Source organism: Luteibacter sp. KNZ12-1A (assembly GCF_056755675.1).
This window is the reverse complement of record NZ_JBPGXU010000035.1, coordinates 1-21,486: the sequence shown is the minus strand read 5'-3', so window position 1 is coordinate 21,486 and position 21,486 is coordinate 1. Positions and strand designations below refer to the sequence as shown.

General features: G+C 66.2%; 13 protein-coding genes and 2 tRNA genes. 13 read left to right on the top strand and 2 right to left on the bottom strand.

Annotated elements, in window-relative coordinates; genetic code table 11:
- Window positions 1–754 precede the first annotated feature (754 nt).
- The 7 genes from ACR9ZJ_RS09475 (at window position 755) to ACR9ZJ_RS09445 (ending at window position 8,756) form a co-directional block, all read left to right on the top strand.
- Entirely contained in the window at window positions 755–4,105 is a 3,351-nt protein-coding gene (locus ACR9ZJ_RS09475; protein WP_481287624.1) for a TonB-dependent receptor, read from the top strand.
- A 175-nt stretch (window positions 4,106–4,280) separates the two neighbouring features.
- On the top strand, window positions 4,281–5,678 hold the full coding sequence (gene ppnN / locus ACR9ZJ_RS09470; protein WP_481287623.1) for a nucleotide 5'-monophosphate nucleosidase PpnN: 1,398 nt from the start codon (window positions 4,281–4,283) through the stop codon (window positions 5,676–5,678).
- 135 nt (window positions 5,679–5,813) lie between these two features.
- Window positions 5,814–5,969 carry a DUF3309 family protein gene (locus tag ACR9ZJ_RS09465; RefSeq protein ID WP_429199564.1) on the top strand — a complete coding sequence of 52 codons (156 nt, stop codon included), beginning with the start codon at window positions 5,814–5,816 and terminating at the stop codon, window positions 5,967–5,969.
- A 27-nt stretch (window positions 5,970–5,996) separates the two neighbouring features.
- Window positions 5,997–6,131, top strand: a complete 135-nt coding sequence (locus tag ACR9ZJ_RS09460; protein WP_426285223.1) for a hypothetical protein — start codon at window positions 5,997–5,999, stop codon at window positions 6,129–6,131.
- Window positions 6,131–6,736, top strand: coding sequence for a DNA-3-methyladenine glycosylase (locus ACR9ZJ_RS09455; protein ID WP_481287622.1), 606 nt, complete (start codon window positions 6,131–6,133; stop codon window positions 6,734–6,736). The genes ACR9ZJ_RS09460 and ACR9ZJ_RS09455 overlap by 1 nt, the downstream gene beginning before the upstream one ends.
- An 86-nt stretch (window positions 6,737–6,822) precedes the next feature.
- Window positions 6,823–7,095, top strand: coding sequence for a DUF2845 domain-containing protein (locus ACR9ZJ_RS09450; RefSeq protein WP_481287621.1), 273 nt, complete (start codon window positions 6,823–6,825; stop codon window positions 7,093–7,095).
- Between the two features lie 86 nt (window positions 7,096–7,181).
- Window positions 7,182–8,756, top strand: coding sequence for an ATP-binding protein (locus tag ACR9ZJ_RS09445; RefSeq protein ID WP_481287620.1), 1,575 nt, complete (start codon window positions 7,182–7,184; stop codon window positions 8,754–8,756).
- A gap of 63 nt (window positions 8,757–8,819) precedes the next feature.
- Here the strand turns inward: ACR9ZJ_RS09445 and ACR9ZJ_RS09440 are convergent.
- Together ACR9ZJ_RS09440 and ACR9ZJ_RS09435 are read right to left on the bottom strand one after the other, a co-directional pair.
- A tRNA-Asn gene (locus tag ACR9ZJ_RS09440) sits at window positions 8,820–8,896 on the bottom strand.
- A gap of 47 nt (window positions 8,897–8,943) precedes the next feature.
- A complete protein-coding gene (locus ACR9ZJ_RS09435) occupies window positions 8,944–9,477 on the bottom strand; it encodes a GspH/FimT family pseudopilin (protein ID WP_481287619.1) in 534 nt (177 codons plus the stop codon).
- Between the two features lie 125 nt (window positions 9,478–9,602).
- On the opposite strand from ACR9ZJ_RS09435, the gene uvrB reads away from it, so the two are divergent.
- The 6 genes from uvrB (at window position 9,603) to recD (ending at window position 21,316) form a co-directional block, all read left to right on the top strand.
- Window positions 9,603–11,630, top strand: coding sequence for an excinuclease ABC subunit UvrB (uvrB, locus tag ACR9ZJ_RS09430; protein WP_481287618.1), 2,028 nt, complete (start codon window positions 9,603–9,605; stop codon window positions 11,628–11,630).
- 75 nt (window positions 11,631–11,705) lie between these two features.
- A tRNA-Val gene (locus ACR9ZJ_RS09425) sits at window positions 11,706–11,780 on the top strand.
- A gap of 96 nt (window positions 11,781–11,876) precedes the next feature.
- Window positions 11,877–12,299, top strand: a complete 423-nt coding sequence (locus ACR9ZJ_RS09420) for a CopD family protein (protein WP_481279744.1) — start codon at window positions 11,877–11,879, stop codon at window positions 12,297–12,299.
- Window positions 12,300–12,375: 76 nt separating this feature from the next.
- Entirely contained in the window at window positions 12,376–15,792 is a 3,417-nt protein-coding gene (recC, locus tag ACR9ZJ_RS09415) for an exodeoxyribonuclease V subunit gamma (RefSeq protein ID WP_481287631.1), read from the top strand.
- Window positions 15,789–19,442, top strand: a complete 3,654-nt coding sequence (gene recB, locus ACR9ZJ_RS09410) for an exodeoxyribonuclease V subunit beta (protein ID WP_481287617.1) — start codon at window positions 15,789–15,791, stop codon at window positions 19,440–19,442. The genes recC and recB overlap by 4 nt, the downstream gene beginning before the upstream one ends.
- Complete coding sequence (gene recD, locus ACR9ZJ_RS09405; protein ID WP_481287616.1) at window positions 19,439–21,316, top strand: exodeoxyribonuclease V subunit alpha; 1,878 nt, start codon at window positions 19,439–19,441, stop codon at window positions 21,314–21,316. Before recB ends, recD begins: the two co-directional genes overlap by 4 nt.
- Window positions 21,317–21,486: the final 170 nt, after the last annotated feature.

Sequence of the window (21,486 nt, the reverse complement as noted above, 5' to 3'; positions counted from 1 at the left end):
CCCGACGCCCCTCGAAAGAGGGGCGTTTTTTTTCGCCGAACTGGGACCTCGCCGAACGATGAGACCGGCTATGGCACCGGTCGTCGAACCGACCATGGAGCTGGCTATGGAACTGACCATGGAACCGACTAAGGGACCGACTAAGGGACCGACTATGGGACCGGCTGTGGGACCAACTGTGGGACCGACCATGGGATCGACTATGGGACCAGTTGTGGGACCAGTTGTGGGACCGGTTGTGGGACTAACTGTGGGAGCCGACCTTGTCGGCGATCCCGCGGCAGCGGGCCAGGTTACGGCAAACCCCATCGCCGACAGGGTCGGCTCCCCACCCGGCCCGCCAAGGCCTGCGAATCTCCGCGAAACCTCATAGGCATGTCGGAGGAGCTTGCGAGGGCGGCTCCCGTGAAACACTGCGAGCGCGACCCGGTGGCTTCTCGACTCCCGCCATCAACTCGCCCTGGTGAAAATAAATATAGTTAAATAACAAAGTGTTAGAAGAAAAAACAGCCCGCGTAGGAAAAAGTGGTATTTATCAAACCGGCGTGAAAACGTTACAAATCTGTCATACAATGCCGTTAAAGTTGGCTTAACAACTGTCGCCACCGGGCTCATGGATGTGACCGGGATCACACGAGACGACACAGCCAAAGATTGGGGAAAGCTCAAACGAACGCAGCACCCGGCCCACTGCCAGGTAGCCATTCGTTTGGCCAAAACTTTTTTCGTTGCAAGCCACAGGGTCGACCATTAGATGAATAGCCGAATCCGCGCCAAACTCCTGCCGCTGGCGATCGCATCGCTCTTCGCGGTGCCTGCGTTCGCGCAGGAAACGTCCTCGACGATCAGCGGCCGCGTGCTGGACGCCGCCGGCCAGCCGGTGGCCAATGCCACCGTCGTGATCGTCCACGAGCCCTCGGGCACCACGAAGACCACCACCACGGACGCGAGCGGCCGTTATTCGGCCCAGGGCCTGCGCGTCGGCGGTCCGTTCGACGTGACGGCGACGAAGGAAGGCAGCCCGTCGGTTCGCCAGGACAATGTGTACCTGCAGCTGGGCGCGGACACTTCGGTCAACCTGACCGCCGGCGCCGTGGCGAATGCCGCTGACGCAACCGCTCTCGGTGCGGTCACCGTCTCCGCTGTATCCGGCCAGTTTTCCTCGGAAAACAAGGGCCTTGGCACCAATATCTCGCAGGCGCAGCTGAAGGCCACGCCCTCGCCGAGCCGCAACATCGCGGACATCGCGCGCCTCGATCCCCGCGTCAACGTCGACCACGGCACGGGCGCCATTTCGGCGAATGGCCAGAACTCGCGACTGAACAGCATCAAGGTCGATGGTCTGGGCGTGGGCGACCCGTTCGGCCTGAACTCCACCGGCATGCCGACCGTCGGCTCCCCGGTGTCGATGGATACCATCGATTCGTTCAACATCTCCACGGCCAACTACGACGTCGCTTCGGACACGATCGGCGCCGAAATCAACGCCGTCACCAAGTCGGGTACCAATGAGTTCCACGGCTCGGCCTATTACGGTTTCAAGAATGCCAGCAGCATGGTCGGCGAAGCCGGCTGGCTCGATCGTGGCAAGGACTACACCGAATTCGACCGTAACTGGACGGCCGGTGCCACCGTCGGCGGTCCGATCATCAAGGACAAGCTGTTCTTCTTCGCCGGCTACGAGAAGGAAGAAGTCACCGGCCTGAGCTCGGGTGCCGTCACCGGGCTCGATCCGACCCTGGCCAACTCGACCGCGAACAAGATCTCGCAGACCGATCTCGACCGCACCATCGCCGCCGCGAACGGCGTGGGTCTCGTCCCGGGTAGCGTCGGCGCCAACGCCGGTACGCTGACCGACAAGCGCTACATCGCGAAGATCGACTGGAACATCACCGACGGTCACCGCATGAACCTTGCGTACTCGCGTACCAAGGAAGTCAAGCCGAACCCGCAGGGCAACTCGACCAACGGCATCGGCCTGTCCAGCTACTGGTACACGGTCAACTCCGACATCAAGAACTACACCTTGCAGTCGTTCGATGACTGGAACGACGTGTTCTCGTCGGAAACCAAGGTCGGCTACAGCGATTACTCGCTGAATCGCTCGGTGGATACGCAGCAGCCGATGGTCCAGGTCCGTGTCAACCAGGGCATCGGTACCTCGGGCCCGTCGATCTTCCTTGGCGAAGATCAGTTCAGCCACTACAACGCGGCGTCGGTGAAGACGCTGAACGCCATGTGGGCTGGCACGCTGTACCTCGGCGATCACACCATTAAGGGTGGTTTCGAGTGGGAGCGTAACCGCATCTACAACCTGTTCGGTCGTACCGAGTTCGGTTCATACATCTACGACGGCTACGCCAACCTTGCCGCCGGTCGCTACACCAACTATTCGCTGTACCAGCCGGCGCCGGGCTATTCGCTCAACGACATCGCCGGGCAGTGGGAACTCCGTCGCCACACGTTCTTCCTGCAGGATACCTGGCAGGCGAGCGACAACCTCTCGGTGCAGTTCGGTGTCCGCGTCAACAAGTACCTGACCGACGACAAGCCGCTCTACAACGCCACGTTCGCGCAGAAGTACGGCTTCAGCAACGCCAACACGGTCAACGGCAGCCAGCTCGTCGAGCCGCGCCTGTCGTTCAACTACACCTTCGACAGCGAATACAAGACGCAGCTGCGCGGTGGCGTTGGCCTGTTCCAGTCCGATCCGCCGACCGTGTGGATGACGAACCCGTACCAGAACAACGGTATCAACGTCGTCACCTACTCGTATAACCGCCAGACCAATGGCACCTGCAAGCTCGGCAACGGTCCAAATATCCCGTGCCCGGCCTTCAGCCCGAATCCGCTCGCTCAGAACACCAGCGGCGCCGGCACCGTGCCGCAGATGGCAGTCGATACGATTGACAAGGACTTCCAGCTGCCGAGCGTGTGGAAGTCGTCGCTCGCCTTCGATCGCGAACTGCCGTGGGACGGCATCATCGCCAGCATCGAGTGGCAGCACCTCGATACCCGCGATGGCATCTTCTACCAGAACCTCAACATCGGTAACCCGACGGGCATCCTGCCGGACGGTCGCAACACGTATTTCTCGTGCATCGGCGGCGCTCAGGCCGTTGGTGGCGCGGCAGCGACCAATTGCGCTTCCAATGCGAATCTTGCGGTTGGCGCGTCCGTGACCGGCAACAACGCCCGCGCGCGTTCGGACAACCGTTTCGCCCAGGCCGTCACATACCTGACCAACACCTCGAAGGGCAAGGCCGATTCGGTCACCCTGTCGTTCAGCAAGGCTCTCGAGAACGGTTGGGCATGGAGTGTGTCGGCGACGGGTGCGCATGCGACCGAAGTCAACCCGGGTACCTCTAGCCAGGCCAGCTCGAACTATTCGAACAGCGCCTGGACGAACCCGAACGAAGACGTGGCGTCGACCTCGAACACCAACATCGGCAAGCGCCTGAATGCTTCGCTGACCTGGCAGCACAAGTTCTTCGGCGACTACGCCACGACCATCAGCGCGTTCTACGACGGTCATGACGGCGTGCCGTACAGCTGGGTGTTCTCGAACGATGCCAACGGCGACAGCTACTCGCGCGACCTGGCCTATATCCCGAACCGTGGCGACGTGATCCTGCGTAACGCTGCCGGCACGGGTGCCGCCTCGCAACAGTTGCAGGACCAGTTCTACCAGTACATCCAGGACGACAACTACCTGCGCAAGCGCCAGGGCAAAATCGCCGGCCGCAACGCCACCAAGGCCGCCTGGGTCAACCAGATCGATCTCGGTATCAGCCAGGAAGTGCCCGGCATCTTCAAGGGCAACAAGGGCGAGATTCGCCTCGACATCTACAACTTCCTGAACCTGGTGAACAAGGATTGGGGCCAGCAGTCGTACGTGGGCTTCCCGTATACGCGTAATCTTGCCGCCTTCGGTGGCGTGGACCCGACCACGGGCAAGTACATCTACAACCTGCCGACGGACTCCAACGGTAATTACCAGCCGGGCACGAAGTCGATCTACGACGCCCCGACCGACAACAGCGCGACCAAGGTCAACCCGGTCTCGCGTTGGTCCGCCATGCTGACCGTGCGCTACACGTTCTAAGCGAAGGATTCGCTGCACGACCCGAAGGCCGGTACCCGCGAGGGTGCCGGCTTTCTTTTTGAGGCGGCGGGCGCCGGTCTTGACCCCTTGGCGCCCGACGCGTGATCCTAGGCGGTCCGCTCCCACCCCGGGGCGGGGTTCGCCGCTAATTCGCGGTCAGAAGGACAGTAACTCCATGAATGCCATCCAGTTCGGGGATCCGGTTTCCGGCAAGACCGTCAGTGCGCGCGTCTCGCCGGCCGGCGGTCTCGACATCCTCTCCCGCAACGAGGTCGCGCGCCTGCGCGACGCGAGCGGGTCCGGGCTGCATCAGCTGCTGCGCCGTTGCGCGCTGGCGGTGTTGACCTCGGGCAACCTTTCCGACGATCCCGGCTCGATGTTCGAGCAGTACCCGGATTTCGACGTGCAGGTGCTGCAAGAAGATCGCGGCATCAAGATCGAACTGAAGAACGCACCCGAGCAGGCCTTCGTCGATGGCCGCATCATCCGCGGCATCAACGAACTGCTCGTGGCCGTGGTGCGCGATATCGTCTACGTGTCGACGCAGCTGGAAACCGGCGCGTTCGACCTGGACGACACCGTCGGCATCACGCATGCCGTGTTCGAGATCCTTCGTAACTCGCGCATCCTGCGTCCGCAGGTGGACCCGAACCTGGTGGTCTGCTGGGGTGGCCACTCCATCTCGCGCGACGAGTACGAGTACACCAAGCGCGTCGGCTACCAGCTCGGCCTGCGCGGCCTGGACATCTGCACGGGTTGCGGCCCGGGTGCGATGAAGGGCCCGATGAAGGGCGCGACCATCGCGCACGCGAAACAACGCCGCAAGGGCAATCGCTATATCGGCGTGACCGAGCCGGGCATCATCGCGGCCGAATCGCCGAACCCGATCGTCAACAACCTGGTGATCATGCCGGACATCGAGAAGCGCCTCGAAGCGTTCGTCCGCCTCGGCCACGGCATCATCGTGTTCCCCGGCGGCGTCGGCACGGCGGAAGAAATCCTCTACATGCTCGGCATCCTCCTGTTGCCGCAGAACAAGGGCATTCCGTTCCCGCTGATCTTCACCGGCCCGCAGAATTCGGCGGCGTACTTCGAGCAGATCGACCGCTTCCTCCGCCTCGCGCTCGGCGACGACGTGGCGAAGCACTACAAGATCATCATCGACGATCCCGCCGCGGTGGCGCATGCCATGGTCTCGGGCATCGACAAGGTGCGTAACCACCGGCTGGACAACAAGGACGCCTTCTTCTTCAACTGGGCGCTCGATATCCCCTTGTCCTTCCAGCAGCCGTTCCGGCCCACGCACGAAGCGATGGCCGGGCTCGCCCTGCATCGCGACCGTCCGCGACACGAACTGGCCGCGGATCTTCGTCGCGCGTTCTCGGGCATCGTCGCCGGCAACGTGAAGGAAGAGGGCGTCAAGGCCATCGAGGCACGCGGCCCCTTCGTGATCGACGGCGAGACCGACATCATGCGTGCCCTCGACGACCTGCTGAAGGCCTTCGTGGAGCAGCATCGCATGAAGCTCCCCGGCGGCACGGCGTACGAGCCCTGCTACGTGGTTCGCACCTGATACACCGGCCGGTGGCCTGCCGGCGCCGGCCGTCCGTTCGCTGAACGTGACGCGGAACAAGGGGTTCCGCGTCACGCGCCCTAGACGGTGACGCGCGCGACGATGCGCTGGCAGCCTCACTGCCGGGAGACAGTCATGCTCGTCACCATCCTCATCATCGTCCTCATCATCGCCCTTATCGGTGGCCTGCCGACGTGGGGCTATTCCAGTTCCTGGGGTTACGGTCCCAGCGGCGGTATCGGTGTCATCCTGGCCATCGTCCTGATCTGCTGGCTGCTTGGCGTATTCTGATCGGCGCACGCGCCACAGGAGAGCCCCATGCCACGACCGCACCGTCCCGTGCCGGACAGCGAAACACCGCTGCCCGGCACTTCGCCGCCGCCTTACGACCACGAGCCGGTGGAGCGGCCGGGGCCCGATCCGGATACCGATGGCGAGACACCGGAGACCTGATGGCACCGCGTCGACCTCGCTGGCCGGGTGACATCCTTCCGCGCACGTTCTTCCACCGTGATCCACGTGTCGTCGGCCCGCAGTTGCTGAACAAGGTGCTCGCGTGCGCCGATGGTCGCGCGGGACGCATCGTGGAAGTGGAGGCCTATTGCGGCGCCATCGATCCGGCGGCGCATACCTATCGCGGGAAGACCAAACGCAACGCGGTCATGTTCGGCCCGCCCGGGCACATGTATGTGTATTTCACCTATGGGATGCACTGGTGCTGCAACACCGTCTGCGGCGATGACGGCGAGGGCGCGGGCGTGCTCATCCGCGCGCTGGAACCGCTGGCTGGCATCGAACTCATGCGTGAGGCGCGACCGAAGGTCCGGCGCGACCGCGAATTGTGCAGCGGCCCGGCGCGGCTGACCCAGGCCCTGGGCATCACGGGCGCGCAGAACGGCATCGATCTGGTGAAGGCACGCGATGGCTACACCGTGGTCGACGATGGCATGCCGCCGCCGGAATTCGTGCCGGGGTCGGCGCGCATCGGTATCCGCGAAGGCACGGACCTGCTCTGGCGCTGGTTCGTCGCGGGCAATCCCCACGTGTCGAAAGCCTGACCGTAGGTACGGACGAGGGTGCCGCCATCTTGGCCGGACGGCCACCGGGGTATACGCTCCGTGCCAACGCAGACAAGGAACCCGCCATGAAGCGTGTCGCCGCTACCCTCATTCTCGCCGTGTTTTCCATCGGTGCCGCCGCCGCGGATACCTACCGCTTCGGTTCCCAGGTCATTTCCACGGGCGACAGCGAAGGCCGCCTTCGTCAGGTGGCCGGCAAGCCGGATCGCGAGACGCCTATCGAGACCCGCCACGGCGGGTTGGAAGGCTATCGGCTGGAATACTTCCAGCGCGGCAAGTCGATCCAGTTCGAGGTGGTCAAGGGCAGGGTGACCTCCATCACCCAGATCGACAGCTGAGCTTCGATCGCCCCGGCCGTGAAGGCGTCTTCACGTTTTCGTGAAACCGGCGCCGGTAGGTTGCCCGCCTTGGTAAGGGGCGACCCATGAAACACGACGACATAGACGAACTTCGCCGCAGCCACGAACAGTTCCGCCTCCTGGTCCAGGGCGTGGCGGACTATGCCATCTACATGCTCGATCCCGATGGCAACGTTTCCAGCTGGAACTCCGGCGCCGAGCGGATCAAGGGCTACTTGCCCGACGAGATCATCGGAAAGCATTACTCGGCTTTTTTCTCGCCGGAAGACGTGGCCCGCCGCGAGCCCTGGTCGAACCTGGAGGCCGCGAAGGACGTGGGCCGGCTGGAAACCGAAGGCTGGCGCGTCCGCAAGGACGGCAGTCGTTTCTGGGCGCACGTGGTGCTCGACCGCATCGACGACGAGTCGGGCAAGTTCGTGGGTTTCGCCAAGGTCACGCGTGACGTCACCGAGCAGCGCAACGCGGCCCGAGCCCTCGAACAGGCCCGCGAGGCCCTCTTCCAGTCGCAGAAGCTCGAAGCGGTAGGCCAGCTCACCGGTGGCGTGGCGCACGATTTCAACAACCTGCTCATGGCGATCCACGGCAACCTCGAACTGCTGACGCAGCGCGAGGATCTTCCGGCGAAGGCCCGGACCCTCGTCACGAACGCCTTGAGCGGTGTCCGCCGCGGTGTCGCGCTCACCCAGCGCATGCTCGCTTTCGCGCGGCGACAGCAATTGCACCTGGAACCGGTGAACCTGGCGGACCTCGTCTACGGGATGTCCGACCTGATGCGCACATCGCTGGGTCCCTCGGTCGTGATCGAGGCGAGTTTCCCCTTGTCGTTGCCGGCGGTGCTCGTCGACCCGAACCAGTTCGAACTCTGCCTGTTGAACCTGGGCGTCAACGCGCGCGATGCGATGCCGGACGGCGGCACGGTCACGATCTCGGGGCGCGCGGAAATCGTGCGCGACTCCGATGCCTTGGGTATCGTTCCAGGCGATTACGTGCGTCTTTCCATCACCGATACCGGCGAAGGCATGGGGCCGGCGACGCTGGCCCGGGCCACCGAGCCCTTCTTCACCACCAAGGGTGTGGGCAAGGGCACCGGCCTGGGACTGTCCATGGTCCACGGCATCGTGCAGCAGTGCGGAGGCGCGCTGCGCCTCCGCAGTTCACCGGGCGAAGGGACCACCGTCGACATGTGGCTTCCCATCGCCAACCGGGTGGTGCGGCCCAGCGAACAGGCGTCCGGGCGCGAGGGGGATGTATCGGCGCATGAATCTTCGTCGGCAGCGGCCATGCCAGTTCCGTCCAGTGCGACATCCATCCTGGTGGTCGATGACGACCCCCTCGTGCTGTCGACGACGGTCGAGATGCTTTCCTTCGAGGGTTACGATGCCGTGGGCGCGTCGTCCGCGCTGCAGGCACTGAAGCTGATCGACGGCATCTCGCCGTTCTCCATCGTGGTTACCGACCACGCCATGCCCGGCATGACCGGCGCGGAACTGGCATCGCATCTCGCGGATTCGCATCCGGATATCCATGTGGTCCTGGCCAGCGGCTATGCCGAATTGCCCGGTGATACGCCTGGAGTTCGTGCGCGTTTGCAGAAACCATACGGGCGCGCGGATTTGCTGGCGGCAGTGCGGGCGGAATAGGGCGGCGGGGCCTGGCTTCGCCAAGAAAAAAGGGCCTGCATCGCTGCAGACCCTTTCAAAACCTGGCGCCCGAAGTTGGACTCGAACCAACGACCCCCTGATTAACAGTCAAGTGCTCTAACCGGCTGAGCTATTCGGGCGGGGAGCCACGTATTTTGTGGAAGTGGGGAGGGGCTGTCAAGCGCTCTTAACGTTTTCGTGACAGCTGGGAGGCGCACGCGGCGGCGTCTTCGGGCGTGGCGGTTTTGCGCCGGGCGCGGCCCGATTTGGCGACGACGATCGAGACGGCGGTGGCGGGACGGCCGCGAACGCAGAGGGTGATCGTCTGGTTGCTTGCCGCGCATGTGCCGTCCGGATCGAACGAGAACTCGTGGCGGCCGGGGCGGCGGGCGACGGATAGCGTGTCGTCGAGAGGCTCCATCGCCTCGAAGATCGTCCGTAGCTTCGTGTCCCTCCCGATCCAGCCCTGGGTCCAGTCGGCCGAGGGCGAGCAGGCACGGCCGTCGCGACTCGCGCAGAGGATCGTCCGGTGGTTCCGGCGAACCGCCGTGGCGCGGGTTGTGGCCATGGCGTCCATCAGGCTGTCGGTGGCGGCACGGAGGTGATGGCGGGCAAGGGCGCCCCCCAGGGCCGGCAAGGCCAAACTGGCGAGGATGCCGGTCACGGCCACGACCGCCAGCAGTTCGGTCCAGGTGAATCCATGGGGGCGATGGCGGGGCATGGGCAGGGCACGAGGCGGCGCCTGAGCTTGCCCGCCGCTCCCAAGGGTGCCCATCGGTGCGGCGCGTCACGGCATGTAGGCCCCGGCGCTTTAAACTTGGCATCCAAACCTGCATATCGTCAGCCATGACCGATCGCTTCCAGCTCGTCTCCCCGTACAAGCCCGCCGGCGACCAGCCCGAGGCCATCCGCCGCCTCACCGAGGGTTTCGAGTCCGGACTCGCCGCACAGACCCTCCTGGGTGTGACCGGCTCGGGCAAGACCTTCACGATCGCCAACGTGGTCGAGAAGATCCAGAAACCGACCATCGTGCTGGCGCCCAACAAGACGCTTGCCGCGCAGCTGTACGGCGAGTTCAAGGAGTTCTTCCCGCACAACGCGGTGGAGTACTTCGTCAGCTATTACGACTACTACCAGCCGGAAGCCTACGTGGTGGCCTCGGATACCTTCATCGAGAAGGATTCGAGCATCAACGACCATATCGAACAGATGCGCCTGGCCGCGACCAAGGCCCTCTTGTCGCGGCGCGATTCGCTGATTGTCGCGACGGTGTCGGCTATCTACGGCCTGGGTGACCCCGAAGATTACATGAGCCTCCGCCTGATCCTGTCGCGCGGCGAACACATCGAACAGCGCGCGTTGATCCGCCAGCTCACCGAACTGCAATACGTGCGCAACGAGATGGAATTGCGCCGCGGTACCTATCGCGTGCGCGGCGAGGTCATCGACGTGTTTCCGGCGGAGTCGGAATCCGAAGCACTGCGCATCGAGTTGTTCGACGGCGACGTGGAGAACCTCTCGCTGTTCGATCCGCTGACCGGCGAGGTGCTGCGCAAGGTGCCGCGCTACACCGTGTATCCGAAGACGCATTACGCGAGCACGCGGCAGAGCGTGCTGAACGCGATGGAGACGATCAAGATCGAGCTTTCCGAGCGCCTGGAGCAGCTGTACCGCGACAATAAGCTGGTCGAGGCCCAGCGCCTGGAGCAGCGCACGCGATTCGACCTGGAGATGATGGCCGAGGTGGGCTTCTGCCAGGGTATCGAGAACTACTCGCGCCACATGACCCGTCGCGGTCCGGGCGAGCCGCCGCCGACGCTGTTCGATTACCTGCCGCCGGACGCGCTGATGGTGGTGGACGAATCGCATGTGACCGTGCCCCAGCTGGGCGCGATGTACAAGGGCGACCGTTCGCGCAAGGAGACCCTGGTGGAATTCGGTTTCCGCCTGCCTTCGGCGATGGACAACCGCCCGCTGCGTTTCGAGGAATGGGAACGTCGCGCACCGCGCGCGATCTACGTGTCCGCGACGCCGGCCAAGTACGAGCTGGAACGTTCCGACGACAACGTGGTGGAGCTGGTGGTGCGTCCGACCGGCCTGATCGATCCCGAGGTGGAGGTGCGCCCGGTGCGCACCCAGGTGGACGACCTGCTGGGCGAGATCCACAAGCGGGTCGCATTGGGCGATCGCGTGCTGGTGACGACGCTGACCAAGCGGATGGCCGAGAACCTCACGGACTACCTGTCCGAGCAGGACGTGAAGGTGCGTTACCTCCATGCGGATATCGACACGGTGGAGCGCACCGAGATCATCCGCGACCTGCGCCTGGGCGAGTTCGACGTGCTGGTGGGCATCAACCTGCTGCGCGAGGGCCTCGACATGCCCGAGGTCTCGCTGGTGGCGATCCTCGATGCGGACAAGGAAGGCTTCCTGCGTTCGACCCGGTCGCTCATCCAGACGATCGGCCGCGCGGCGCGCAACGTGCGCGGCAAGGCGATCCTCTACGGCGACGAGATCACCGGTTCGATGAAGGAGGCGATCGACGAGACCGCCCGCCGCCGCGAGAAACAGATCGAATACAACGCCGCCCACGGCATCACGCCGACGACGGTCGTCCGTCGCATCGCCGACATCATGGAAGGCGCCCGCGCCGACGTGGGTTCGCGCGGCGGCAAGGGCAAGAAGGCCCGCGAGGCGGCGAAGAAGGTGGCCGAGGAGGCCGCCGACTATGCGGCGCTCAGTCCGGAGCAGGCCGGAGTGGCCATCAAGAAGCTAGAGGCCCGCATGTACAAGCACGCCCAGAACCTGGAGTTCGAGGAGGCGGGCAAGATCCGCGACGAGATCCACCGCCTGCGTGAGCGGGCACTGCGCTGAAGTCCCGGCCGGGTAAAAAATCCCGGTCGGACCCTTGCGAAGCCGGGCGGCGGCCGGTAAACTGCGCAGCTCTTCGGGCGGTTAGCTCAGCGGTAGAGCACTACCTTGACATGGTAGGGGTCACAAGTTCGATCCTTGTACCGCCCACCACTTTCCCTCAGGCGAGTGGCACGAAGATCGCAAAAAGGAGCCCTCGGCTCCTTTTTTATTGCCTAAACTATGGCCTTTCCCGACGGAGCGCTGCCGGTGCTGGCCTACCCGCTGATCAAGTCCCTGCATATCGTCTTCGTGATCGCCTGGATGGCGACGGTGTTCTACCTCCCGCGCATCCTGGTCAACATCGCCGAGGCGGGCAGCGAGCCCGCGGTGAAGGCGCGGCTCGAACTCATGGGCCGCCGCCTGTACAAGTTCGGCCACAACATGTTCGGCCTGGCCTTCCTGTTCGGGCTCGTCCTCTGGCTGTACTTCCATATCTCCGGTGGCTGGCTGCATGCGAAGCTGGCGCTCGTCGTCGTCATGCTCGGCTACTACATCTGGTCCGGCCGGCTGCTCAAGCGCAGCATCGCCGGCGGTACGCTGCCGTCGACGAAGACGCTGCGCCTTTTCAACGAACTGCCGGTGCTCGTGTTGCTCGCGATCGTCTTCCTCGTCGTCGCCAAGCCGTTCTGAAGTCTCGCCCGGCGAGACGTGGATCGGCGATGATCCACGCTGACGTTTTTCGCCCTGGAGCCGCCCGTTGAACGACGTGGACGACATCGCGCCGGGCCTGATGGTCCTGCACGGCAACCGCCTGGAGGAATTGCGCGACGTCCTGGTCGCGTGGCTTCGGCGCGCGCCGCTGGCGCCGCTCGAGGACGAGTGGGTGCTGGTCCAGTCCAACGGCATCGCGCAGTGGTTCCAGATGGCGCTGGCAAGGGCGGTCGACGAGGGCGGGCTGGGCATTTCCGCGGCGGTGAACGTGCAGCTCCCGGGCCGGTTCCTCTGGAAGGCCTATCGCGCGGTGCTCGGGCGCGAGGCGGTGCCGCAGGAATCTCCCTTCGACAAATCCCGGCTGGTCTGGCGCCTGATGCGCCTGTTGCCATCGCTCGCGCGGGAACCGGATTTCGAATCGCTCGCCGCCTACCTGGGCCACGAAGACGATCCGCGTAAATGCCACCAGCTCGCCGAGCGGCTGGCCGACCTTTACGACCAGTACCAGGTATACCGGGCCGATTGGCTGGACGATTGGGCGTCGGGACGCGACGTATTGCGCGACGCGCGCGGCGGTGCGCCCGCCATGGCCGCCGGTGACCGCTGGCAGGCGGTGCTGTGGCGGCGCCTGCTGGACGATGTCGGGCCCGTGGAGGCCGACGGCCATCGCGCCGCCGTGCACGAACGGTTCCTGCGAGAGATCGCGTCGGCGGGCTCGCGGCCCGCGGGGCTGGCGAGGCGGATCGTGGTGTTCGGCATGTCGTCGTTGCCACGACAGACGCTGGAGGCGCTGTCCGCCATCTCCCGCTGGTCGCAGGTGCTGCTGGTGGTGATGAATCCCTGCCGCTACTACTGGGCCGACATCGTCGACGATCGCGAATTGCTGCGTGCCGAGCGGCGGCGTCAAACGCCGAAGCAGGGCATGCCTGCCTTGCCCTCCGACGCCGACATGCACCTGCATGCGAACCCGCTGCTGGCGGCATGGGGCAAGCAGGGTCGCGACTACATCCGCATGCTCGACGAGTTCGATCATCCGGAGAGTTACCGCGAACGCTTCACCGCGTGGGACCAGCGTATCGATCTGTTCGCCGAGCCGTCGTCCCGGAGCCTGCTCGGGCACGTGCAGGCGGCGATCCTCGACCTGGAGCCCGTGCCCGCGACTCCCGTGGCGATCGGCTCCGACGACACCAGCATCGCCTTCCATGTCGCCCACGGTCCGCAGCGGGAGGTGGAGATCCTCCACGACCAGTTGCTGGCGCGCTTCGAGGCCTCGGCGCGCGAGGGCGACCCGATCCTGCCGCGCGACGTGATCGTGATGGTGCCGGACATCGAGACCTACGGCCCGCATATCGACGCGGTGTTCGGCCGCGTGCCGCGCGACGATCCGCGCTACATCCCTTTCAGCGTGGCCGACCGCGCTTCGCGTGGCAGCGTGCCGCTGGTGATGGCGCTGGACATGTTGCTGGGCATGACGGAGTCGCGCTTCGCCGCGGGCGACCTCGCCGACCTGCTCGACGTGCCGGCGATACGGAAGCGGTTCGGTCTTGGCGAGGACGACCTCTCCCTCGTGCATCGCTGGATCGAGGGCGCCGGTATCCGCTGGGGACTGGACGCCACGCAGCGGGCGTCGCTGGGATTGCCCGCGCTCGAACAGAACACGTGGCGTTTCGGTTTGCGGCGCATGCTGCTGGGCTACGCGGTCGGGCGTGGCGAAGCGTGGGGCGACATCGAGCCCTACGACGAGGTCGGCGGGCTCGACGCCGAACTGATCGGGCCCTTGTCCGATCTGCTGGACAGCCTTGGGACGCACTGGCGGTCGATGGCCGAACCCGTGCCACCCGCGGCGTGGGGTGCACGCCTGCGCGCGCTGATTCGCGAGTTCTTCGAGGCCGCGGAGCCCGATGACAGCATGCGCATCCAGCGGCTGCACGACGCCCTCGACAGCTGGGAGCGCGCCTGCGCGGAAGCCGCGTTCGACGAGCCGCTTCCCGTGGACGTGGTACGCGAAGCATGGCTGGGACAACTCGACGACGATGGCCTGTCGAAACGCTTCCTCGCCGGTGCGGTGAGTTTCGGCACCTTGATGCCGATGCGCGCCATCCCGTTCCGCCTCGTATGCCTGCTGGGCATGAACGACGGCGATTATCCGCGTGCGCGTCCGCCGATGGATTTCGACCTGATGTCGCGATCCGGCGCCTGGCGTCCGGGCGATCGTTCGCGGCGCGAGGACGACCGGTATCTGTTCCTCGAAGCGCTGCTTTCCGCGCGAGATGCGCTGCACATCGGATGGGTGGGACGTAGCGCACGGGACAATGCCGAGCGCGCGCCTTCGGTGCTGGTGGGCCAACTACGCGATTATCTCGCGGCTGGTTGGCAAGCGAGCGATGGCGGGCCGTTGCTGCCGCGCATCACGGTGGAGCATCCGCTGCAGCCTTTCAGCCGTGCTTATTTCGGCACCGGAGACGAACGGCTCTTCACCTATGCCCGCGAATGGCGGCAGGCCCACGACGGCGGCGAACGGGCTGTTGACGAGGCCTTGCCGCCCGTTTCCATCGAACAGCCGCTCGGCCTGGCGGTGTTGCGCCGGTTCCTGCGCCATCCCGTGCGCGAATTCTTCCAGTCGCGCCTGGGCGTCCGCTTCGACGCCGCCGAGGCCGCCACGGATGAGCTCGAGCCATTCGTCATCGACGGGCTCGGCCGTTTCAGCATGACCGACGCGGTGCTGCGTGCGGCGATCCATGGGCAGGGCGATGCCGCCTCGTCGATCGATGCCGCCGCCGCCCGCCTGCAACGGAGCGGCGTATTCCCGATGGGGGGCTTCGCCGGCCCCGTTCGCCGCGAGATCGAGGCCACCGCGACGACCGTGTTCGCGCGCTTCGTCGCCGAACGGCGTGCATGGCCGGTCGATGCCGGCAAGCGAGAGATTCGTATCGATGCCGCCGGTATCGTCATCGAGGATTGGCTGGCGGATCTTCGTGCCGATGGCGACGGGAGGCTTGCCGCCTTCCTGTTGTCGCCGTCGAACGTGCTGGATAACGAAGGGGCGGTGCGCGCGCACCGCCTGGTGATGCCGTGGGTCGATCACCTCGTGGCCCAGGCCGCCGGGCTCGCCCTGGAAACGCGCTACATCGGACCGGACGCCACGGTGGTCCTCGCACCCATCGATGCCGGCCATGCCACGCGCATGCTGGAGACCCTGGTGCGCGCCTGGCTCGAAGGCATGCGCGCGCCTTTGCCGGTCGCCGTGCGAACGGCGCTGGCGGCGCTCGCCACCGCCTCGCCCGACGAGGCCACCGCCGCGGCGCGGAGGACCTACGACGGCGTGCACGAGCGTTCGCGCGGCGAAGTCGACGGCGATCCCTACCTGCTTCGCGCCTATCCCGATTTCACGGCGCTCGAACAGGCGGGCTTCGAGCGCTGGCTACAGCCGTACCGCGATTTCATCGGTTGCCTGCGCGTGGAGTCCGCATGAGCGCGAACGTGCAGCCGCTGCAACCCCTGTCGATGCCACTCGATGGCGTGCGCCTGATCGAAGCGAGCGCCGGTACCGGAAAGACCTGGACCATCGCGGCGCTCTACGTGCGCGCCGTGCTCGGCCACGGCATCGCGGAACCACTGCTGCCGCCGCAGATCCTCGTCGTGACGTTTACCGAGGCGGCGACGCAGGAATTGCGCGAACGCATCCGTACGCGCCTCGTGGATGCGGCGCGTGCGTTCCGCGAAGGCCGTTCCGACGAACCGTTCCTCGCCGGCTTGCTGGATACCCAGCCGGCGGAGCGCCATGCGGCGTGTGCGCGCCGGTTGGAACTGGCTGCGCAGTGGATGGACGAAGCGGCCATCTTCACCATCCATGGCTGGAGCCAGCGCATGCTGACCCAGCACGCGTTCGGCAGCGGCCATGCGTTCGCGCAAACGCTGGAGCCCGACGAGAGCGAGTTGCTCGCCGAGTGCGTGCGCGACTACTGGCGCCAGGCCTTCTATCCGCTCGACGAGGCGCGGCTGGCGCCGATCGTCGAGGAGTGGACTTCCCCCGATGCCTTGTCGCGTTCGCTGCGGCCACTCCTGGCCGGTGGCGAAACCACCTTGCGGGTCAACGGGGAAGTGCTGCCCGAGGTGGTGGATATCGCCGCCACCCTTGCCGGGCGCGCGGCCTGGGACGAGGAAGCCGCGCGGCGGAACGCCGACGCCGCCTCCGCGTGGGCGGCGGATGCCGATGCGATCGAGGCGACGATTTTCGCCGCCGCGCGCGACAAGATCCTGCACAACGGTTGGTACAAGCCTGAGCGGATGCCGGCGGATATGGCCGCGATGCGGCGCTGGGCGTCGAGCGGGGACGCGGGCGGTTTCGACATCGCACGGTATTCCGCGAGCCGCCTCGCCAAGGCCACCGGCAAGGGCAAGACCCCGCCGACGCATCCGGCGTTCACGGCGCTCGATCGTTGGCAGGAATGGCAGGCGGGAAAGGTGCCCGTTCGCCACGCCGTGCTCGCGGATGCCCTGCCATGGGTACGCGAACGTTTCGCCGCGCAGAAGCGCCGGCGGGCGCAGATCGGCTTCGACGACCTGCTGTTGCGCCTGGACCGCGCCTTGGCATCGCCGGCGGGAGCGGGCCTGGCGGCGACCCTGCGCCAGCAGTTCCCGCTGGCGCTGATCGACGAATTCCAGGATACCGACCCGCTCCAGTACCGGATCTTCCGTGCCGTGTATGCCGGTGCGCCTGCGGTGGGACTGTTGCTGATCGGCGATCCGAAGCAGGCGATCTACGCGTTTCGCGGAGCGGACATCCATACCTACCTCGCCGCACGCGGCGAGGCGCAGCCGCCGCACTACAGCCTCGACACGAACCATCGATCCAGCGAAGGCATGGTGGCCGCGGTGAACGCGGTCTTCGAACATGCGGAGCGTCACGCCACGGGGGCGTTCCATTTCGCCGATCGCGGGTTGCCCTTCCTTCCCGTGAAGGCGCGCGGCCGCCCCGAGGCCTTCGTGATCGAGGGGCGGCCACAACCCGCCTTGCGCCTCTGGCTGCTCGACGACGAGGCGCCGGTGGGGGTTCGTGTGTACCGCGAGCAGATGGCCGGCGCGTGCGCGGCGGGCATCGTCGACCTGTTGCAAGCGGCGGAGCGTGGCGAATGCGGGTTCCTGTCGGTGGACGGCAGGTTCGCGTCGCTCAAGCCGGCGGATATCGCCATCCTCGTGCGTAGTCACACCGAGGCGGCCGAGATGCGCGCCGCGCTCGAACGGCGCCATGTGCGCAGCGTCTTCCTGTCCGACCGCGACTCCGTGCTCGACAGCGTCGAGGCGCACGACGTGCTGCTCTGGTTGCGGGCGGTGGCGGAACCCTCGTCGGATACGGCGATGCGCGCCGCGCTCGCCACGCGCAGCCTCGACCTCGGCTATGCCGAACTCGAACGCCTCAACGTGGACGAGCGGCACTGGGAACGGCGTGGCCAGCAGTTGTTCGAGTTGCGCGAGACCTGGCGCCGGGGCGGAGTGCTCGCGATGCTGCACCGCTTCCTCCACGTCTTCGACTTGCCGGCGCGCCTGCTCCAGTCGCCAGGCGGCGAACGTGCGCTGACCAACCTGTTGCACCTGGCGGAACTGCTCCAGCAGGCGGCCGCCACGATCGAGGGTGAGCAGGCCCTGATCCGCCATCTCGCGGAACGCATCGCCGATACCGCCAGTCATCATGGCGATGACCAGATCGTGCGCCTGGAAAGCGATGACGACCTGGTCAAGGTCGTGACGATCCACAAGTCGAAAGGCCTGGAATATCCGTTGGTGTTCCTGCCCTTCGCTTGTGCTTCGGGTGGCGCGCGCGCGAGCCAGGGTTATCGCTATCACGATGTCGGCGGTGCGCAGCTGGAATTGCTCGCCGCCAGTCACGATAACGCTGGCGAGGCCGTGCGCGAGGCCAAGGAGGCGGCCGAGCGCGCGGCGCTGCAGGAGGATCTGCGCCTGCTCTATGTCGCGATGACGCGTGCGCGCCATGCGTGCTGGGTCGGTGTGGCGCCTGTCTGCCATAACCCGGCGAAGAAGCCGCAACTGCATCGGGGTGCCTTCGGCCACGTGCTCGGCGGCGGCCGGGAGATCGACAACGGCGCGATCGAAGGCCTGTTGCGCGAGCTTGCCGAGGGGCATCCCTCGATCGCCGTCGAGTACATGCCGGCCCCTCATGAGCGGCCTTACCAGCCCGCCACGCAAGGCGAACAGCCCCGGCCCGCGCGGGAACCCCATGTCGCCCGTGCCGCGCCGTGGTGGATCGCCAGTTATAGCGCGCTGCGTTATACCGACGACGCCGTGGCCGCGCCGGAGACCGCGGCGGACGACATCATCGTGGAATACGCCACGGAACCGGTGGCGACACCCGTCGATATCGCCACCATCCATGGTTTCGAGCGCGGCGCCGAAGCGGGCACCTTCCTTCACGACCTGCTCGAATGGGCGGCGGAAGAGGGCTTCGCCGCGGTCGCCGCCGATCCGGCGCGTCTTCGCGATACCGTGGCACGCCGGTGCGAGCGTCGTGGCTGGGAACGCGCGATCGACCCGCTCACCGACTGGTTGCTTGGCTTCCTGCATGCATCGCTGGCATTGCCGGACGGCCGCCACCTCGTGCTGGCCGCGCTCGACGATCCACGCCGTTACCGCGCCGAACTCGAGTTCATGTTCGAGGCGCGCGGCGTGGATACGCTGGCGCTTGACCGCATCGTCCGCGAGTACACGCTCGGCGGCGTGGCGCGTCCCTCGCTGGCGGCGGACCGGGTCAATGGCATGCTCAAGGGCTTCATCGACCTCATCGTGGAACACGAGGGCCGTTGGTACGTGGCCGACTACAAGTCGAACTGGCTGGGTGTCGACGAGCAGGCCTATACGCCCGCCGCCATGCGCCGGTCGATCCTCGAATCGCGTTATGAACTGCAATACGCGCTCTACCTGCTGGCCCTGCACCGACAACTGCGCGCGCGCCTCGGTACGGCATACGACTACGACACGCACATCGGCGGCGCCGTCTACCTCTATCTGCGCGGCATCGACGGCACGGGGCATGGCATCCATGTGGAGCGTCCGCCGAAGGCGATGATCGACGCGCTCGACGCCTTGTTCGAAGGAGTGGCCGCATGATTGCCGACATCGCGCGCTGGCTCGACACGGCGGTGGCCGAAGGGCGCCTGCGTTCCATCGACCGCGCGTTCGCCCGCTTCCTCGCCACGCTCGAACCCGGCGTGGACGCGCGCGTGCTGGCGATGGCGGCCCTGGTCAGTCGCGAACTCGGCGAGGGGCATATCTGCGTGGATGCCGGCCGCCTTGTCGAGATGGAGGCGTCGCTGGGAGAGCCGGAGCGCTGGATCGACACGTCGTCCCTCGTGGCCGGTCCCGCGGGCGATCCAGCCGCCCCCTTGGTGCTGGACGGCGGCTGGATCTACCTGCGCCGCTTCTGGCGGGACGAGGCCCGTGTCGCCGACGCGGTGGTTTCCCGCTTCGGCAGCCTGCCCGTGCCGGCCGATCTCGACGTCGAGCTCGACCGCCTGTTCCCGCGCGACGGCGACGGGCTCGACTGGCAGAAGCTCGCCTGCGCCATCGCCATACGCGGCGCCTTCGCCGTGGTGACGGGTGGGCCGGGCACGGGCAAGACCACCACCGTGGTCCGCGTGTTGGGACTCCTGCAGGCGTTGGCGCATCGCGAAGGCCTGCCACGCCTGCGCATTCGCCTCGCGGCACCGACGGGAAAGGCCGCGGCGCGGTTGAACGCCTCCATCGCCGGGCAGATCGAGCGGCTCGACGTGGAGGACGCCGTCAAGCAGGCGATTCCCGCCGAAGTCACGACCTTGCACCGGCTCCTGGGCAGCCGGCCGGACAGCCGTGCCTTTCGTCACGACCGCGACAACCCCTTGCACGTGGATGTCCTCGTCATCGACGAGGCGTCGATGATCGACCTGGAAATGATGGCGGCGACGCTGGATGCCTTGCCCGCCGGGGCGCGCCTCATCCTGCTTGGCGACAAGGACCAGTTGTCGTCGGTGGAGGCGGGCGCCGTCCTCGGCGACTTGTGCGCACGCGCGGAGCAGGGGTATTACGACGTCGACACGCAGGCGTGGCTGGCCGCTGTTTGCCACGTCGACGTCGGTTCGTGGACGAAGCCCGCGGAGGCGCGTGCGCTCGACCAGCATGTCGCAATGCTTCGGCGTAGCCGCCGCTTTGGTGACGACAGCGGAATCGGCGCGCTGGCCGCCGCGATCAATGCCGGCGACCTGGCGGGCGTCCGTTCGGTGTTCGATCGCGGTGACACCGACGTCGCCGCGTTGCCGCCATCGCCCGAATCGGTCGCGATCCTGGCGATCGAGGGACGGGGGGAAGCCCCCGGCTATGCGCATTACCTGGATTGCATCGAGGCGGCGCGTCCGGCGGCGGATGCCTCGTTCGCGCATTTCGAGGCCTGGGGAGCGGAAGCGTTGCGTTCGTACGCGAGGTTCCAGTTGCTTTGCGCCACGCGGCATGGCGACAACGGTGTCGTGCGGCAGAACGAACGCATCGCACAGGGCCTGCTCGAACGCGGCCTCATCGAGTCGATGGACGGCTGGTATGAAGGCCGGCCGGTGATGGTCACGCGCAACGATTACGCGCTGGGACTGATGAACGGCGATGTGGGCGTCACGTTATGGGTACCGGACGGGCAGGGCGGCATGGCCTTGCGCGTGGTATTCGCGGTGATGGACGAGCGGGGTGGCGAACGCATCCGCTTCGTCGTGCCGAGCCGCCTCGCGGCGGTGGAAACGGTGTATGCGATGACCGTGCACAAGTCGCAGGGATCGGAGTTCGAGCACACCGCGCTCGCGCTGCCCACCGAGCCGTCTCCGGTGCTGACGCGCGAGCTGGTCTATACGGGCGTGACCCGTGCGCGACGCTGGTTCACCTCGCTGGCTGCGCCGGACATCCTCGGCTACGCGGTGCAGCGGAAGACACAACGGGCGTCGGGCTTGTTGCGCCGGTTGCTCTGACCCGACCGGCAAGGCGCGCGATGCCGCACGTCCATCGCCGCTGAAGCGGCTCCCACAGGAAACAGGGGCTGGTCTGGTCTGGCCTGGCTTGCTTGGCTTGCTTGCCTTGCCTTGGCTTGGCTTGGTGGGAGCCGACCCTGTCGGCGATGGGCTGTCTCTTATACACATCT

Excerpts from the sequence above, each read along its gene's own strand:
- ACR9ZJ_RS09475 (WP_481287624.1), top strand. The coding sequence starts at position 755 with ATGAATAGCCGAATCCGCGCCAAACTCCTGCCGCTGGCGATCGCATCG.
- ppnN (WP_481287623.1), top strand. The coding sequence starts at position 4,281 with ATGAATGCCATCCAGTTCGGGGATCCGGTTTCCGGCAAGACCGTCAGT.
- ACR9ZJ_RS09465 (WP_429199564.1), top strand. The coding sequence starts at position 5,814 with ATGCTCGTCACCATCCTCATCATCGTCCTCATCATCGCCCTTATCGGT.
- ACR9ZJ_RS09460 (WP_426285223.1), top strand. The coding sequence starts at position 5,997 with ATGCCACGACCGCACCGTCCCGTGCCGGACAGCGAAACACCGCTGCCC.
- ACR9ZJ_RS09455 (WP_481287622.1), top strand. The coding sequence starts at position 6,131 with ATGGCACCGCGTCGACCTCGCTGGCCGGGTGACATCCTTCCGCGCACG.
- ACR9ZJ_RS09450 (WP_481287621.1), top strand. The coding sequence starts at position 6,823 with ATGAAGCGTGTCGCCGCTACCCTCATTCTCGCCGTGTTTTCCATCGGT.
- ACR9ZJ_RS09445 (WP_481287620.1), top strand. The coding sequence starts at position 7,182 with ATGAAACACGACGACATAGACGAACTTCGCCGCAGCCACGAACAGTTC.
- ACR9ZJ_RS09435 (WP_481287619.1), bottom strand. The coding sequence starts at position 9,477 with ATGCCCCGCCATCGCCCCCATGGATTCACCTGGACCGAACTGCTGGCG.
- uvrB (WP_481287618.1), top strand. The coding sequence starts at position 9,603 with ATGACCGATCGCTTCCAGCTCGTCTCCCCGTACAAGCCCGCCGGCGAC.
- recB (WP_481287617.1), top strand. The coding sequence starts at position 15,789 with ATGAGCGCGAACGTGCAGCCGCTGCAACCCCTGTCGATGCCACTCGAT.
- recD (WP_481287616.1), top strand. The coding sequence starts at position 19,439 with ATGATTGCCGACATCGCGCGCTGGCTCGACACGGCGGTGGCCGAAGGG.